This window comes from Streptomyces sp. NPDC048370, assembly GCF_043200825.1.
In the GTDB taxonomy this organism is placed as follows: Bacteria; Actinomycetota; Actinomycetes; order Streptomycetales; family Streptomycetaceae; genus Streptomyces.
Window position 1 is genome coordinate 140,861 of the sequence record NZ_JBICYI010000019.1, and the last position, 13,576, is coordinate 154,436.

The window sequence follows — 13,576 nt, forward strand, 5'->3', positions numbered from 1 at the left end:
GAACGACAGGGAGGGGGCCCACAGTGCTCATCGACACCTACGGCCGTGTGGCCACTGACCTGCGCGTCTCTCTCACCGACCGGTGCAATCTGCGGTGCACGTACTGCATGCCCGAGGAAGGTCTGCAGTGGCTGGCCAAGCCCGATCTGCTGACCGACGACGAAATCGTCCGGCTGGTACGGATCGCGGTCACCGACCTCGGTGTCACGGAGGTCCGATTCACCGGCGGTGAGCCGCTGCTCCGCCCCGGTCTGGTCGGCATCGTCGAGCGCTGCGCGGCTCTGGAGCCCCGCCCCCGGATGTCCCTCACCACGAACGGCATCGGACTCAAGCGCACGGCCGCCGCCCTGAAGGCCGCCGGCCTCGACAGGGTCAACGTCTCGCTGGACACCCTGCGGCCGGACGTCTTCAAGACCCTGACCCGCCGCGACCGCCATCACGACGTGCTCGACGGCATGGCCGCCGCCCGTGACGCCGGGCTCACCCCGGTCAAGGTCAACGCGGTCCTGATGCCCGGGCTCAACGACGACGAGGCCCCCGACCTGCTGGCCTGGGCCGTGGAGAACGGCTACGAACTGCGGTTCATCGAGCAGATGCCGTTGGACGCCCAGCACGGCTGGAAGCGCGACGGCATGATCACCGCCGGGGACATCCTGGAGTCCCTGCGTACCCGCTTCACCCTGACGCCCGAGGGCTCGGACGAGCGCGGCTCGGCCCCCGCCGAGCGCTGGGTCGTGGACGGCGGACCGCACACCGTGGGCGTCATCGCCTCCGTCACCCGCCCGTTCTGCCGGGCCTGCGACCGGACCCGGCTGACCGCCGACGGTCAGGTGCGCACGTGTCTTTTCGCCACCGAGGAGACCGACCTGCGGGCCGCGCTGCGCTCGGACGCGCCGGACGAAGAGATCGCCCGGATCTGGAAGCTGGCGATGTGGGGCAAGAAGGCGGGCTCGGGCCTGGACGACCCGAGCTTCCTGCAGCCGGAGCGCCCGATGTCGGCGATCGGCGGCTGACTCCCACCCGGTCCGGCTGACTCCCACCCGGTCCGGCTGACTCCCACCCGGTCCGGCCGAGCCCCCACTCGGTCAGGCCGAGTCCCACTCCTTCAGCGGGACCACGTCCTTGAGGAAGCCCCGCACGCCCAGGAACTGGGAGAGGTGCTCGCGGTGCTCCTCGCAGGCGAGCCAGGTCTTGCGGCGCTCGGGCGTGTGCAGCTTGGGGTTGTTCCAGGCCAGCACCCACACGGCATCGGCGCGGCAGCCCTTGGCGGAGCAGATCGGCGTCTCGATCGGGGTCTGGTCACTCACCGGATTGATCACCTGATCATTGTCCAGCAAGGGCGATGCCGAGCAGCCACGGGGGGAGCTGCCCGGCATCGGTCCGTCGCTCCGACGGGGGATGCGGAGCGCGTAGGAAGTATGTCACGGGGGATGGGGTGTGGTGCACCGGAACTTCATGATTGATCTGAGCTTTTCCTGAGCTTTTAGGTCGCCGCGATGATCAACTCTGACCGCGTGAACGTTCCGCACGAGGTTCCGCAGGGACGTCCCCCGCGGGGAGCTCGGGCCGGGTCGGCCCGGGTACGAACGTCGACGGCAGGGACGGCGGCCGCTCCCGTCCCGCGTTGGCGATGACCACGGCGACATAGGGGAGCAGCGCACCCAGCACCAGAGCCACGATGGACACGTGGCGTTCGACGTTCCACAGGACGACCGCGGCGATGACCGACAACGTCCGCACCGTCATCGAGATCACGTACCGCCGCTCCCGGCCGCGCACGTCCTCGGCGAGGCCCTGTCGGGCCCCGGTGATTCGGAAGACCTCGGGTCCGCCATGCTTCCGCATCACATTCCACCACCAGCGTCGACGCCGGACTCTCCCCGGTCCGGACCTGTCTCCACGGTACGCCTGACGTCCGAGGCGGAGGAGGCCGGGTCACGTATGGATCCGTCCGACATGCGTCGTATGGCGGATGGGTCGAGACTGGGCCCACATGCGCAGATTGCGCCGCATGAGGAGGCGAGCATGAGTTGGTTGTGGGCAATCATCGTGGGCTTTGTGCTCGGTCTGATCGCCAAGGCGATCATTCCGGGGAAGCAGCAGATCCCGCTGTGGCTGACGACCGTTTTCGGCATTCTCGGCAGCATTCTCGGCAATGCCGCCGCGGGCTGGATCGGTGTCGAGGACACCAAGGGCATCGACTGGACCCGCCACCTGCTCCAACTCGTCGGCGCGGTCGTCGTGGTGGGCCTGGGCGACATGCTCTGGACCGCGATCCGCGGCAACAAGCAACGAGCCTGACGACGGCGTAGCGCCCGGCCCGGACAAGCGCAGAGGCCGGACAGCACGGAGGCCGGTACGCGCGTCACGCCCGTACCGGCCTCCGCCGTGTCGTCACACCGGCTCCGGGGGCGTCAGCCCTCCGCGCCGGCCACGAGCTCGATCGCCGCCAGGTTCTTCTTGCCCCGGCGCAGCACCAGCCACCGGCCGTGCAGCAGCTCGTCCGCCGCCACCTCGGCGTCCTCGGCGGTCACCTTCACGTTGTTCACGTAGGCCCCGCCCTCCTTCACCGTCCGGCGCGCGCCCGACTTGCTCGGCGCAAGACCGACCTCGGTGAACAGGTCCACGACCTGCCCGAGCTCGGTCACGCGAGCGTGCGGCAGCTCGGAGAGGGCCGCCGCGAGGGTGGCCTCGTCCAGCTCGGCCAGGTCGCCCTGCCCGAAGAGCGCCTTCGAGGCGTTGATGACGGCCGCGCACTGATCGGCGCCGTGCACCAGCGTCGTCAGCTCCTCGGCAAGCGCCCGCTGCGCGGTCCGCGCCTGCGGCCGCTCGGCGGTGAGCTGCTCCAGCTCCTCCAGCTCCTCGCGGGACTTGAAGGACAGGATCCGCATGTACGTGGAGATGTCCCGGTCGTCCACGTTCAGCCAGAACTGGTAGAACGCGTACGGCGTCGTCATCTCCGCGTCGAGCCAGACGGCCCCGCCCTCGGTCTTGCCGAACTTGGTGCCGTCCGCCTTGACCATCAGCGGCGTCGCGAGCGCGTGGGCCTGCGCCCCCGGCTCCAGCTTGTGGATCAGGTCGAGCCCCGCCACCAGGTTGCCCCACTGGTCGGAGCCGCCCTGCTGCAGCGTGCAGCCGTACCGCCGGTACAGCTCGAGGAAGTCCATGCCCTGCAGCAGCTGGTAGCTGAACTCGGTGTAGCTGATGCCCTGCTCGGACTCCAGGCGCCGGGCCACGGAGTCCTTGGTCAGCATCTTGTTGACCCGGAAGTGCTTGCCGATGTCCCGCAGGAACTCGATCGCGGACATGCCCGCGGTCCAGTCCAGGTTGTTCACCATGACCGCCGCGTTCTCCCCCTCGAAGGAGAGGAAGGGCTCGATCTGGCTCCGCAGCCGGTTCACCCAGTTCGCGACCGTCTCGGGGTCGTTGAGGGTGCGCTCGGCCGTCGGGCGCGGGTCGCCGATCTGACCGGTGGCCCCGCCGACCAGCGCCAGCGGCCGGTGACCGGCCTGCTGGAGCCGGCGGACGGTGAGCACCTGGACCAGGTGACCGACGTGGAGACTGGCCGCGGTCGGGTCGAAACCGCAATAGAACGTGACAGGACCGTCCGCGAGAGCCTTGCGCAGTGCGTCCTCGTCGGTGGACTGGGCGAACAGCCCGCGCCACTTGAGCTCGTCGACGATGTCCGTCACGATTCTCGGTCTCCTTGGTTGATGGTTGTCACGCCGTGACTCAGTCTATGGGGGTCAGACACCCTTGCTGACCGAGCTCATGTTGAAGTCCGGCACCCGCATCGCCGGCATCGCCGCCCTGGTGAACCAGTCGCTCCACTCACGCGGCAGCGTCTTCTCTGTCCGGCCCGCCTCCGAGGCCCGCGACAGCAGGTCCACCGGCGACTCGTTGAACCGGAAGTTGTTCACCTCGCCCACCACCTCGCCGTTCTCCACGAGGTAGACACCGTCCCGGGTCAGACCGGTCAGGAGCAGCGTCGCCGGGTCGACCTCGCGGATGTACCAGAGGCAGGTGAGCAGCAGCCCGCGCTCGGTGGCGGCGACCATGTCCTCCAGGGACTGCTCACCGCCGCCCTCCAGGATCAGGTTCCCCGCGCCGGGCGCCACGGGCAGGCGCGTGAGCCCCGCCGTGTGCCGGGTGGTGATGAGGTGCTCCAGCCTGCCCTCCCGTACCCAGTCGGTCCGGGCGAGCGGCAGACCGTTGTCGAAGACGGAGGAGTCGTCGCCCGAGGCGTGCGCGATCACGAACGGCGCCGATTCGAGCCCCGGCTCGTTCGGGTCGCTGCGCAGCGTCAGCGGCAGCGGGGAGAGCGTCTCGCCCAGGCGCGTCCCGCCGCCCGGCTTCGAGAAGACCGTCCGGCCCTCCACCGCGTCCCGCGCCGCCGAGGACCACAGCTGGTAGATCAGCAGATCGGCCACCGCGGTCGGCGGCAGCAGCGTCTCGTACCGCCCGGCCGGCAGCTCGATCCTGCGCTCCGCCCAGCCGAGCCGCTTCGCCAGGTCGGCGTCGAGCGCCGCCGGGTCGACGTCCTTGAAGTCCCGCGTGGAGCGCCCGGCCCACGCGGACCGCGAGCGGTCCGGGGACTTGGCGTTGAGCTCCAGCGTGCCGTTGGGCTGGTCGTGCCGGAGCCGCAGCCCCGTCGACGTACCGAGGTAGGTCGAGGTCAGCTCGTGGTGGGCGAAGCCGTACAGCTCGCGGCCGCCCGCCCGGGCGCGGGCGAAGGCCTCGCCGAGCGCGGGCGCGAAGTCGGTGAAGACTGCGGAGCCGGTCTCGGCCGGCGCGTCGGTGAAGTCCGGGGAGGCGTCCACGCCTTCGATCAGCGGCTGCGCGTCCTCGGCGGGCCCTGCGGCCCGGGCGGCGGCCTCCGCGGCGCGCACCAGGGGCTCCAGGTCATCGGCGGTCACCGCCGAGCGGGACACGACCCCCGACGCGGTGCCCTGGGCGCCGTCGACGGTGGCGACGACGGTGAGCGTACGGCCCCGGGTGACCCCGTTCGTCGTGAGCGCGTTGCCCGCCCAGCGCAGGTTCGCGGAGGACTCCTCGTCCGCGATGACGACACAGCCGTCCGCCCGGGACAGTTCGAGCGCCCGCTCGACGATTTCGTACGGCTTGGTGGAACGGGAGCTCATCGACCGGCCTCCTGCGTGGTGTTCAAGATGTTGACGCCCCGGAACAGGGCGGACGGGCAGCCGTGGGAGACCGCGGCGACCTGGCCCGGCTGGGCCTTGCCGCAGTTGAACGCGCCGCCGAGGACGTACGTCTGCGGGCCGCCGACCTTCTCCATCGAGCCCCAGAAGTCGGTCGTCGTCGCCTGGTACGCGACGTCCCGCAGCTGCCCGGCCAGCCGGCCGTTCTCGATGCGGAAGAAGCGCTGCCCGGTGAACTGGAAGTTGTAGCGCTGCATGTCGATCGACCACGAGCGGTCGCCGACCACGTAGATCCCGCGCTCCACGCCGCCGATCAGATCCTCCGTGGAGAGGCCGCCCGGGTCGGGCTGGAGCGAGACGTTCGCCATCCGCTGCACCGGGACGTGCCCGGGGGAGTCGGCGAACGCGCAGCCGTTCGACCGGCCGAGGCCCGTCAGCTTCGCGATCCGCCGGTCCAGCTGGTAGCCGACGAGCGTGCCGTCCTTCACCAGGTCCCAGCTCTGCGCCTCGACGCCCTCGTCGTCGTACCCGATCGTGGCGAGGCCGTGCTCGGCGGTGCGGTCCCCCGTCACGTTCATGATCGACGAGCCGTACGCCAGCTTCCCCAGCTGGTCGAAGGTGGCGAACGAGGTCCCCGCGTACGCCGCCTCGTAGCCCAGCGCCCGGTCCAGCTCCGTGGCGTGGCCGATCGACTCGTGGATCGTCAGCCAGAGGTTCGACGGGTCGACCACCAGGTCGTACGTCCCCGCCTCCACGCTCGGCGCCCGCATCTTCTCCGCGAGCAGCCCCGGGATCGTCTCCAGCTCCGCGTCCCAGTCCCAGCCGGTGCCGGACAGGTACTCCCAGCCCCGCCCGACCGGCGGCGCGATGGTCCGCATCGAGTCGAACTCGCCCGTCGTCCCGTCCACGGCGACCGCGGTGAGCTGCGGGTGCAGCCTGACCCGCTGCTGGGTGGTGACCGTGCCCACCGTGTCCGCGTAGAACTTGTTCTCCTGGACGGTCATCAGCGTGGCGTCCACGTGCGCCACGCCGTCCGCCCGCAGCAGCCGGTCGCTCCAGTCGGCGAGCAGCGCGCTCTTCTCGGCGTCCGGGACGTCGAAGGGGTTGATCTCGTACGAGGAGACCCAGGTCCGCTCCGGGTGCACCGGCTCCTCTGCCAGCTCCACCCTCTCGTCGGAGCCGGCCGCGGCGATCACCTTGGCCGACAACTTGGCCATGGCGACGGCCTGCGAGGCGACCCGCGCCGCCCCGTCCATGGTCAGATCCACCCCGGAGGCGAACCCCCACGCCCCGCCGTGCACCACCCGCACCGCGTAGCCGAGGTCCGTGGTGTCCGAGGAACCCGAAGGCTTGGCGTCCCGCAGCCGCCACGAGGCGCTGCGCACCCGCTCGAGCCGGAAGTCCGCGTGGTCGGAGCCGAGGGCACGCGCGCGTGCGAGCGCGGCGTCGGCCAACGCCCGCAGCGGCAGCGCCGTGAAGGCCGCGTCGATGGAATGGGTCCCAGATGGCACAGCTGTCTCCTGTCGTATGAGACCGGTCGCCCCCGATCATGTCGCGCTTCGGGCCGCCACGCCCAGAGCTTTATGTAGGGACCCGACAGTGACATTCGTACGCCACTGTCAGGGGGCGATCCCTCGTCACCGAGGCCGGACCGATAGGTTTTCGGTATCCAGACCGCCAGAAAGATCGAAAGGGTGATCCGTTGAGCCGCTCGGTTCTCGTCACCGGAGGCAACCGGGGCATCGGCCTCGCCATCGCCCGCGCGTTCGCCGAGGCCGGCGACAAGGTCGCGATCACATACCGGTCCGGTGAGCCGCCGACCGGCTTCCTCGCCGTCAGGTGCGACATCACCGACGGCGAGCAGGTGGAGCAGGCGTACAAGGAGATCGAGGAGAAGCACGGTCCGGTGGAGGTCCTGGTGGCGAACGCCGGGGTCACCAAGGACCAGCTCCTGATGCGCATGAGCGAGGACGACTTCACCACCGTCCTCGACACCAACCTGACCGGCACCTTCCGGGTCGTCAAGCGCGCCAACCGCGGCATGCTGCGGGCCAAGAAGGGCCGCGTCGTCCTGATCTCCTCGGTGGTCGGCCTCCTCGGCTCCGCCGGGCAGGCGAACTACGCCGCGTCGAAGGCCGGCCTGGTCGGCTTCGCCCGCTCCCTGGCCCGTGAGCTCGGCTCGCGCAACATCACGTTCAATGTCGTCGCCCCCGGTTTCGTCGACACCGACATGACCGCGGTTCTGACCGAGGAGCAGCGCGCGGGCATCGTGTCCCAGGTGCCGCTGGGCCGCTACGCGCAGCCCGAGGAGATCGCCGCCGCGGTGAAGTTCCTCGCCTCGGACGACGCCTCGTACATCACTGGAGCCGTCATCCCGGTTGACGGCGGATTGGGCATGGGTCACTGACCATGAGCGGAATTCTCGAGGGCAAGCGCATCCTGATCACGGGTGTGCTGATGGAGTCCTCCATCGCCTTCCACACCGCGAAGCTGGCCCAGGAGCAGGGCGCGGAGATCATCCTCACCGCCTGGCCGCGGCCCACGCTGACCGAGCGCATCGCCAAGAAGCTGCCCGAGCCCGACAAGGTCAAGGTCCTGGAGCTCGACGTCTCCAACGACGAGCACCTCGCGCGTCTCGAGGGTCAGGTCCGCGAGCAGCTCGGTGACCGTCTCGACGGCATCGTCCACTCGATCGGTTTCGCCCCGCAGGACGCGCTCGGCGGCAACTTCCTCAACACGCCGTTCGAGTCCGTCGCCACCGCCATGCACGTCTCGGCCTTCTCGCTGAAGTCCCTGACGATGGCGCTGCTGCCGCTGATGAACGAGGGCGGTTCGGTCGTCGGCCTCACCTTCGACGCGCAGTTCGCCTGGCCGCAGTACGACTGGATGGGCCCGGCCAAGGCCGCCCTGGAAGCCACCAACCGCTACATGGCGCGCGACCTCGGCAAGCAGAACATCCGCTGCAACCTGATCTCGGCGGGCCCGATCGGTTCGATGGCCGCGAAGTCGATCCCCGGCTTCTCCGAGCTGGCCGCGGTCTGGGACAGCCGTTCCCCGCTGGAGTGGAACCTCGCCGACCCGGAGCCGGCGGGCAAGGGCGTCGTCGCCCTGCTCTCCGACTGGTTCCCGAAGACCACGGGCGAGATCGTGCACGTCGACGGCGGTCTGCACGCGATCGGCGCCTGAGCACTCACCCGTACGGCGGTACGAAAGGCCGGGTCGCCCCTCTCAGGGGGCGCCCGGCCTTCGTCGTACCGCGGGACCCGCGCCCGAGTCGAAAACTCCGGCCACCCGCCCCAAACTGGGTCAGAGCGTGACATCCGGCTACTGATGGGGAGGAGGTACGGGCATGCGCGTGCCGCACCGCAGGGCCGCCGCTCTCGCCTCGGCCGCCGCACTCCTCGCCGGGCTCGCCGTCGCCGCCGAGGTCCGTGCCGCCCCCGCCCCGACGGAGGACGTCCCGGCGCCGGTGGCCCAGGAGGCCGAGGACTTCGGGGCCTCCTGCCGGACGGTCGTCGAGGGCTCCCGCGTCACCGCGCACTGCCAGAACCCGTACCCGACCACCGACCGCGTCCGGCTGCACGTCGAGTGCGAACGCTGGTGGGACGTGGACACCGACAGCGCGCCCGTCGACGTCGGCCCGACCGCCTACGCCCGGCTCACCGGCCGCTGTTGGAAGGAGGTCCGGTCGGCCTGGCTCACGCACCAACCGGTCGAGCGGCCCCCGTCACCGGCCCCAGGTCCCTGACGCACATGAACGGATAGCCCGCCGCCTCCGCCTCCGCCGTCTCCGCGTCCCCGGCCCTGATCGCCTCCACCAGGCGCGCGTGGTCCATGTGGTGCTCGGGCCGCAGCTCCTGGCCCACGTCGTCGCGCAGCCACTGCCGCAGGACGTGGCCGAGGTCGGCGTAGAGCTCGGTCAGCACCTCGTTGTGCGAGGCGACCACCACGGCGTGGTGGAAGGCGCCGTCCGCCATCACGAACCGCTCGGCGTCGCCCGAGGTCCAGGCCTCCTCGCGGCCCGCGAGCAGGGCGTCCAGCTGCTTCAGGTCGCGGTCGGTGCGCCGGTGCGCCGCGAGCCGCGCCGCCGAGGACTCCAGCGTGGAGCGCAGCTCCGCGATGTGCCGGGGGTCGGAGTCGGCGAACCGGCGGTGCATGACCCCGGCCAGCTCGCTCGTCGCGACCACGTACGTTCCCGAACCCTGCCGGATGTCGAGCAGCCCGTTGTGCGCGAGCGCCCGCACCGCCTCGCGGACGGTGTTGCGGGCCACACCCAGCTGCTCGACCAGCTCCGGTTCGGTCGGGATCCGGGACCCGACCGGCCATTCACCGGAGGTGATCTGATTCCGCAGCTCGGTGATCACCTGATCGGAGAGCCCGGAACGCCGGGGAGAGCCGAGCGCCATGGAGCACCTTCCATTCGTTCCCGATTGGTTCCGGATTGGACAACCAATCATCCCATGATTCTATGATGGCGTCATGCCTGACGAGCCGAAGACCCTCACGACCGCCGTACCACCGGCCCGTACGCCCGCCCCCAGCACGGCCACCACCGCGGATTCTCCCGCACAGGACCGGCCCGCCCTCTGGGTGACCCGGCTCGTCGTCATCGGCATCGTCCTCGCCGCCATCAACCTCCGCCCCGCCATCACCAGCCTCGGCGCCCTCCTCGAAGAGGTCCGCGACGGGCTCCACATGAGCGGCAGCGTCGCCGGCGTCCTCACCTCCGTCCCCCCGCTCTGCTTCGCGATCTTCGGCATCACCGCACCCCGCCTCGCCCGCCGCTTCGGCCCTGCCGCCGTCGTCTGCGCCGGCATGGCAGCGATCTTCGCGGGCCTCGCGGTCCGCCCCTTCGCCTCCGGCACCGTCGGCTTCCTCGCCGCCAGCGCCCTCGCCCTCATGGGCATCGCCGTCAGCAACGTCCTGATGCCCGTCATCGTCAAGCGGTACTTCCCCGACCGCGTCGGCACCATGACCGGGCTCTACTCGATGGCGCTCGCCCTCGGCACCTCCCTGGCCGCCGCCGCGACCGTGCCCATGACCGAGGCGCTGGGCGGCAGTTGGCGCACCGGGCTCGGCGTCTGGGCGGTCCTCGCCGCCCTCGCGGTCCTGCCCTGGATCCCGCTCGTACGCGACCGGGCGACGTCGGCGAGGACCGCCCGGGCCGCGGAGACCACGGGCACGGGGACCACGGGCCAGGGGACCACGGACCCGGGCTCCGGGAGCGCGGCGGGGAGCGCCTCCGCGAGCGCCCCGCTCCGGATCACCCGCAGCCGCACCGCGTGGGCCCTCGGCGCCTTCTTCGGCCTCCAGGCCACCGGCGCGTACATCACCATGGGCTGGATGCCGCAGATCTTCCGCGACGCCGGAGTCCCCGCCGGCACGGCCGGTGTGCTGCTCGCCGTCACGATGGTCATGGGCGTCCCGCTCGCCTTCGTCATCCCCGGCCTCGCGACCCGCCTCAAGACCCAGGGCCCGATCGTCGTCGCCCTGGGCCTGTGCGGCCTCGTCGGCTACAGCGGCCTCTACTTCGCCCCGGCGGCGGGAGCCTGGGGCTGGGCGCTGCTCCTCGGCGTCTCCAACTGCGCCTTCCCGCTGGCGCTCACCATGATCGGGCTGCGCTCCCGCACCGGCGCCGGTGTCGTCCGGCTCTCCGCCTTCGCGCAGAGCGTCGGCTACCTCATCTCCATCCCAGGACCACTCCTGGTCGGCGTCCTGTACCAGCACAGCGGCGGCTGGGGCCTGCCCATCGCGCTGATGGCCGGACTGATGATCCCGCAGATGATCATCGGCACCCTCGCCGGACGGGCCCGGACCGTCGAAGACGAATGCTGAGATGCGAGACTGTCCCCATGCCAGTGCTCGACCCGAACCCCCAGAACGGCCAGAAGAAGCTCCTGCTCGTGCTCGGCGCGATGCTCGGAATCTCGGTCGTGATCGCCGTCATCGCCACCATCGCCTCACCGTGAGCCCGACCCCTTCACCCTGACCCGGCACGCGTGGTGGGGTTAACCCCTCCATCCCCTAGGGGGTGAGTGTCAGGGTGAAGTAGGTGGATCACCGGATGGGCCGGGCGCCTGCCGCTCCGTAGCGTGGAGACATCGCCGCAGTCACCCGCTGCGGACGTCGTCCCGACCCACGGAGGCGGCCATGTCGGCCCGCACGCACACCCGGACCCCGTCCCCGTCCTTCGGCGGCGTCGACACCCGGCTGCCCTGGTGGGCGCTCGTCCTGCCCGTCGCCGCGTTCGTCGCACTCTTCCTGCTCATAGCGGGACCGGACGGCGCCCCGGCCACCGCCGGCGACCCCACGGTCGGCCGTCTCCTGGAGCAGATCCAGCAGACGCTGCCCCACTGACCCCACCCGCCCGCGGCCGACCCAACACCCTGCGCCCGGCAGCCCGTTTCATGGGAAGCTGGAGCCCATGAGCGTCGCAGCGACTTCCGGGGGGACACCCCCCGGCCCCCTGGAACCCCGCAAGATCGTGCTGCTCCGGCATGCCAAGGCCGACTGGCCCCAGGTCTCCGACCACGAGCGACCGCTCGCCGAGCGCGGCCGCACGGACGCCCCCGTGGCCGGCCGCAAGCTCGCCGACACCGGGATCGCCTTCGACCTGGCCCTCTGCTCGACCGCGGCCAGGACCCGCGAGACCTGGAAGCTGGCCGTGCACGAGCTGCCGCACCGCCCCAGGACCGTGTACGAGGAGCGGCTGTACGACGCCTCGCTCGGCGAGCTGATCGCCCTGATCAACGAGGTCCCCGACGAGGTGCGGTCCGTCGTCGTCATCGGCCACAACCCCGGCATGCACGCGCTCTCCGACGCCCTCGCGGGCTCGGCCGAGGGCGACGCGCTGGCCCGGATGAACCGGGGCGGCTTCCCGACCGCGGCCTTCTCCGTCCTCTCCTTCGACGGCTCCTGGAAGTCCGTGGAGCACGGCGTGGGCACCCTCGTCGACTACTGGGCACCGCACAGCTGATCCTTCGATCGGCTGAACCTTCGCGGACGGCACAAGGCCCGGTCACCCCTCGGCGACCGGGCCTTCCGTCCTCTGCGCGGAGGCGGCACTCAGTGCAGCAGGTCCTCGTCGCCGTCCGCCGCCTCGACCTCTTCGCGGGTGATCCCCAGGAGGTACAGGACGGTGTCGAGGAACGGGACGTTCACCGCCGTGTGGGCGGCCTGCCGCACCACCGGCTTGGCGTTGAAGGCCACCCCGAGCCCGGCCGTGTTCAGCATGTCCAGGTCGTTCGCGCCGTCACCGATCGCCACCGTCTGGGAGAGCGGCACGCCCGCCTCCGCCGCGAACCGGCGCAGCAGCCGCGCCTTGCCCGCCCGGTCCACGATCTCGCCGGTGACCCGCCCGGTCAGCTTCCCGTCCACGACCTCCAGGGTGTTGGCCGAGGCGAAGTCGAGCCCAAGACGTTCCTTGAGATCGTCCGTGACCTGGGTGAAGCCGCCCGAGACCACACCGACCTGGTAGCCGAGCCGCTTGAGCGTACGGATCAGGGTGCGGGCGCCGGGCGTCATCCGCACCTCGGCCCGGACCTTGTCCACCACCGAGGCGTCGAGCCCGGCCAGCAGCTCCACCCGCGCGTGCAACGACTGCTCGAAGTCCAGCTCGCCGCGCATCGCGGCCGCGGTGACCTCGGCGACCTTGTCCTCGCAGCCCGCGTGCGCCGCGAAGAGCTCGATCACCTCGTCCTGGATGAGCGTGGAGTCCACGTCCATGACGACAAGGCGCTGGGCGCGCCGGTGCAGCCCGGCGGAGACCACGGCCACGTCCACCCCGATGCCGTGCGCCTGGGTGGCGAGCGCCGTCCGCAGCGCCTCGGTCTCGCATCCCGAGACGGCGAACTCGACCGCCGTCACCGGGTACTTCGCCAGCCGGAAGATACGGTCGATGTTGCCGCCGTTCTCGGCGATCCTGGCCGTTATGGCGGCGGTCTGCTCGGCGGTCAGCGGGTGCCCGAGCACGGTGACGTGCGAGCGGCCGACGCCGCGCGGACGATTGTCACCGGTGCCGGAGATGATCTCGGCCTGGAGCTTCAACGACTCCGCCCAGCTGTGGACGGTCGCCCGAAGCTCCCCCTGGGAGGCGACGGTCGGCTCGGTGACGAGCGCGCACAGGACGAGTCGGCCGCGGGAGACGACCTGCTCGATGTCCACGACGTCGACGGAGTAGGCGGCGAGGGTGTCGAAGAGTCCGGCGGTGATCCCGGGACGGTCCTTCCCGAAGATCTTGACGAGAAGAGTGGGAACGTCTGAGGTCTGCGATGCGCTCATGGTGCTTCCACCGTATCGGGCACGGCGTGCCACCAGTCACCCCGTCCCGCGTGGCGGACACCCGGCCGGTCGCACTCCTGCCACCGTAGCTCCGGCGGACCGCGGCCGAGGAGGCCACGGGGTGGCCGCGGGGTGGC

At 71.0% G+C, this 13,576-nt stretch carries 16 protein-coding genes; 9 read left to right on the plus strand and 7 right to left on the minus strand.

What is annotated here, in order from left to right:
• Window positions 1-23: 23 nt before the first annotated feature.
• The gene (gene moaA, locus ACGFYP_RS31280; RefSeq protein ID WP_393500750.1) at window positions 24-1,013 is read left to right on the plus strand and encodes a GTP 3',8-cyclase MoaA; all 990 of its coding nucleotides are present in this window, start codon (window positions 24-26) and stop codon (window positions 1,011-1,013) included.
• Between the two features lie 72 nt (window positions 1,014-1,085).
• On the opposite strand, the gene ACGFYP_RS31285 is transcribed toward moaA, so the two are convergent.
• Together ACGFYP_RS31285 and ACGFYP_RS31290 are read right to left on the minus strand one after the other, a co-directional pair.
• Entirely contained in the window at window positions 1,086-1,319 is a 234-nt protein-coding gene (locus ACGFYP_RS31285) for a hypothetical protein (protein ID WP_393500753.1), read from the minus strand.
• A gap of 181 nt (window positions 1,320-1,500) precedes the next feature.
• Window positions 1,501-1,845, minus strand: coding sequence for a DUF3099 domain-containing protein (locus ACGFYP_RS31290; protein WP_361969485.1), 345 nt, complete (start codon window positions 1,843-1,845; stop codon window positions 1,501-1,503).
• A gap of 180 nt (window positions 1,846-2,025) precedes the next feature.
• Here ACGFYP_RS31290 and ACGFYP_RS31295 point away from each other — a divergent pair, with 180 nt between their 5' ends.
• A complete protein-coding gene (locus ACGFYP_RS31295; RefSeq protein ID WP_361969571.1) occupies window positions 2,026-2,301 on the plus strand; it encodes a GlsB/YeaQ/YmgE family stress response membrane protein in 276 nt (91 codons plus the stop codon).
• Window positions 2,302-2,414: 113 nt separating this feature from the next.
• Here ACGFYP_RS31295 and tyrS read toward each other — a convergent pair whose 3' ends face one another.
• The 3 genes from tyrS to ACGFYP_RS31310 are packed head-to-tail and all read right to left on the minus strand — an operon-like array spanning window position 2,415 to window position 6,649.
• The gene (tyrS, locus tag ACGFYP_RS31300) at window positions 2,415-3,692 is read right to left on the minus strand and encodes a tyrosine--tRNA ligase (protein ID WP_361969488.1); all 1,278 of its coding nucleotides are present in this window, start codon (window positions 3,690-3,692) and stop codon (window positions 2,415-2,417) included.
• A 54-nt stretch (window positions 3,693-3,746) separates the two neighbouring features.
• Complete coding sequence (locus tag ACGFYP_RS31305; protein ID WP_393500757.1) at window positions 3,747-5,141, minus strand: metallopeptidase TldD-related protein; 1,395 nt, start codon at window positions 5,139-5,141, stop codon at window positions 3,747-3,749.
• On the minus strand, window positions 5,138-6,649 hold the full coding sequence (locus ACGFYP_RS31310; protein ID WP_393500825.1) for a TldD/PmbA family protein: 1,512 nt from the start codon (window positions 6,647-6,649) through the stop codon (window positions 5,138-5,140). The genes ACGFYP_RS31305 and ACGFYP_RS31310 overlap by 4 nt, the downstream gene beginning before the upstream one ends.
• A 212-nt stretch (window positions 6,650-6,861) precedes the next feature.
• On the opposite strand from ACGFYP_RS31310, the gene fabG reads away from it, so the two are divergent.
• The 3 genes from fabG (at window position 6,862) to ACGFYP_RS31325 (ending at window position 8,907) form a co-directional block, all read left to right on the plus strand.
• A complete protein-coding gene (gene fabG / locus ACGFYP_RS31315) occupies window positions 6,862-7,566 on the plus strand; it encodes a 3-oxoacyl-[acyl-carrier-protein] reductase (protein WP_393500760.1) in 705 nt (234 codons plus the stop codon).
• A 2-nt stretch (window positions 7,567-7,568) separates the two neighbouring features.
• Window positions 7,569-8,345 carry an enoyl-ACP reductase FabI gene (gene fabI / locus ACGFYP_RS31320; RefSeq protein WP_361969500.1) on the plus strand — a complete coding sequence of 259 codons (777 nt, stop codon included), beginning with the start codon at window positions 7,569-7,571 and terminating at the stop codon, window positions 8,343-8,345.
• A gap of 163 nt (window positions 8,346-8,508) precedes the next feature.
• A complete protein-coding gene (locus ACGFYP_RS31325; RefSeq protein WP_393500764.1) occupies window positions 8,509-8,907 on the plus strand; it encodes a hypothetical protein in 399 nt (132 codons plus the stop codon).
• Here ACGFYP_RS31325 and ACGFYP_RS31330 read toward each other — a convergent pair.
• Complete coding sequence (locus ACGFYP_RS31330; protein WP_393500767.1) at window positions 8,858-9,565, minus strand: FadR/GntR family transcriptional regulator; 708 nt, start codon at window positions 9,563-9,565, stop codon at window positions 8,858-8,860. The two genes, ACGFYP_RS31325 and ACGFYP_RS31330, sit on opposite strands and share 50 nt — an antisense overlap.
• A gap of 73 nt (window positions 9,566-9,638) precedes the next feature.
• On the opposite strand from ACGFYP_RS31330, the gene ACGFYP_RS31335 reads away from it, so the two are divergent.
• From ACGFYP_RS31335 to ACGFYP_RS31350, 4 genes are all read left to right on the plus strand, one after another.
• On the plus strand, window positions 9,639-10,994 hold the full coding sequence (locus ACGFYP_RS31335; protein ID WP_393500770.1) for a CynX/NimT family MFS transporter: 1,356 nt from the start codon (window positions 9,639-9,641) through the stop codon (window positions 10,992-10,994).
• A 17-nt stretch (window positions 10,995-11,011) separates the two neighbouring features.
• On the plus strand, window positions 11,012-11,128 hold the full coding sequence (locus ACGFYP_RS31340) for an SGM_5486 family transporter-associated protein (RefSeq protein WP_261992078.1): 117 nt from the start codon (window positions 11,012-11,014) through the stop codon (window positions 11,126-11,128).
• 181 nt (window positions 11,129-11,309) lie between these two features.
• Window positions 11,310-11,516: a hypothetical protein gene (locus ACGFYP_RS31345; protein WP_393500774.1), complete on the plus strand. Its 207-nt coding sequence runs from the start codon at window positions 11,310-11,312 to the stop codon at window positions 11,514-11,516.
• 67 nt (window positions 11,517-11,583) lie between these two features.
• Complete coding sequence (locus tag ACGFYP_RS31350) at window positions 11,584-12,135, plus strand: SixA phosphatase family protein (protein ID WP_393500777.1); 552 nt, start codon at window positions 11,584-11,586, stop codon at window positions 12,133-12,135.
• An 89-nt stretch (window positions 12,136-12,224) separates the two neighbouring features.
• Here the strand turns inward: ACGFYP_RS31350 and serB are convergent, their stop codons facing one another.
• Window positions 12,225-13,439 (minus strand): phosphoserine phosphatase SerB, encoded by a 1,215-nt coding sequence (serB, locus tag ACGFYP_RS31355; protein WP_393500780.1) that lies wholly within the window; start codon window positions 13,437-13,439, stop codon window positions 12,225-12,227.
• Window positions 13,440-13,576: the final 137 nt, after the last annotated feature.

Coding starts and splice junctions, on each gene's coding strand:
- ACGFYP_RS31290 (WP_361969485.1), bottom strand. CDS start 1,845: ATGCGGAAGCATGGCGGACCCGAGGTCTTCCGAATCACCGGGGCCCGA.
- ACGFYP_RS31295 (WP_361969571.1), top strand. CDS start 2,026: ATGAGTTGGTTGTGGGCAATCATCGTGGGCTTTGTGCTCGGTCTGATC.
- fabI (WP_361969500.1), top strand. CDS start 7,569: ATGAGCGGAATTCTCGAGGGCAAGCGCATCCTGATCACGGGTGTGCTG.
- ACGFYP_RS31325 (WP_393500764.1), top strand. CDS start 8,509: ATGCGCGTGCCGCACCGCAGGGCCGCCGCTCTCGCCTCGGCCGCCGCA.
- serB (WP_393500780.1), bottom strand. CDS start 13,439: ATGAGCGCATCGCAGACCTCAGACGTTCCCACTCTTCTCGTCAAGATC.
- ACGFYP_RS31305 (WP_393500757.1), bottom strand. CDS start 5,141: ATGAGCTCCCGTTCCACCAAGCCGTACGAAATCGTCGAGCGGGCGCTC.
- ACGFYP_RS31330 (WP_393500767.1), bottom strand. CDS start 9,565: ATGGCGCTCGGCTCTCCCCGGCGTTCCGGGCTCTCCGATCAGGTGATC.
- ACGFYP_RS31335 (WP_393500770.1), top strand. CDS start 9,639: ATGCCTGACGAGCCGAAGACCCTCACGACCGCCGTACCACCGGCCCGT.
- ACGFYP_RS31340 (WP_261992078.1), top strand. CDS start 11,012: ATGCCAGTGCTCGACCCGAACCCCCAGAACGGCCAGAAGAAGCTCCTG.
- ACGFYP_RS31350 (WP_393500777.1), top strand. CDS start 11,584: ATGAGCGTCGCAGCGACTTCCGGGGGGACACCCCCCGGCCCCCTGGAA.
- ACGFYP_RS31345 (WP_393500774.1), top strand. CDS start 11,310: ATGTCGGCCCGCACGCACACCCGGACCCCGTCCCCGTCCTTCGGCGGC.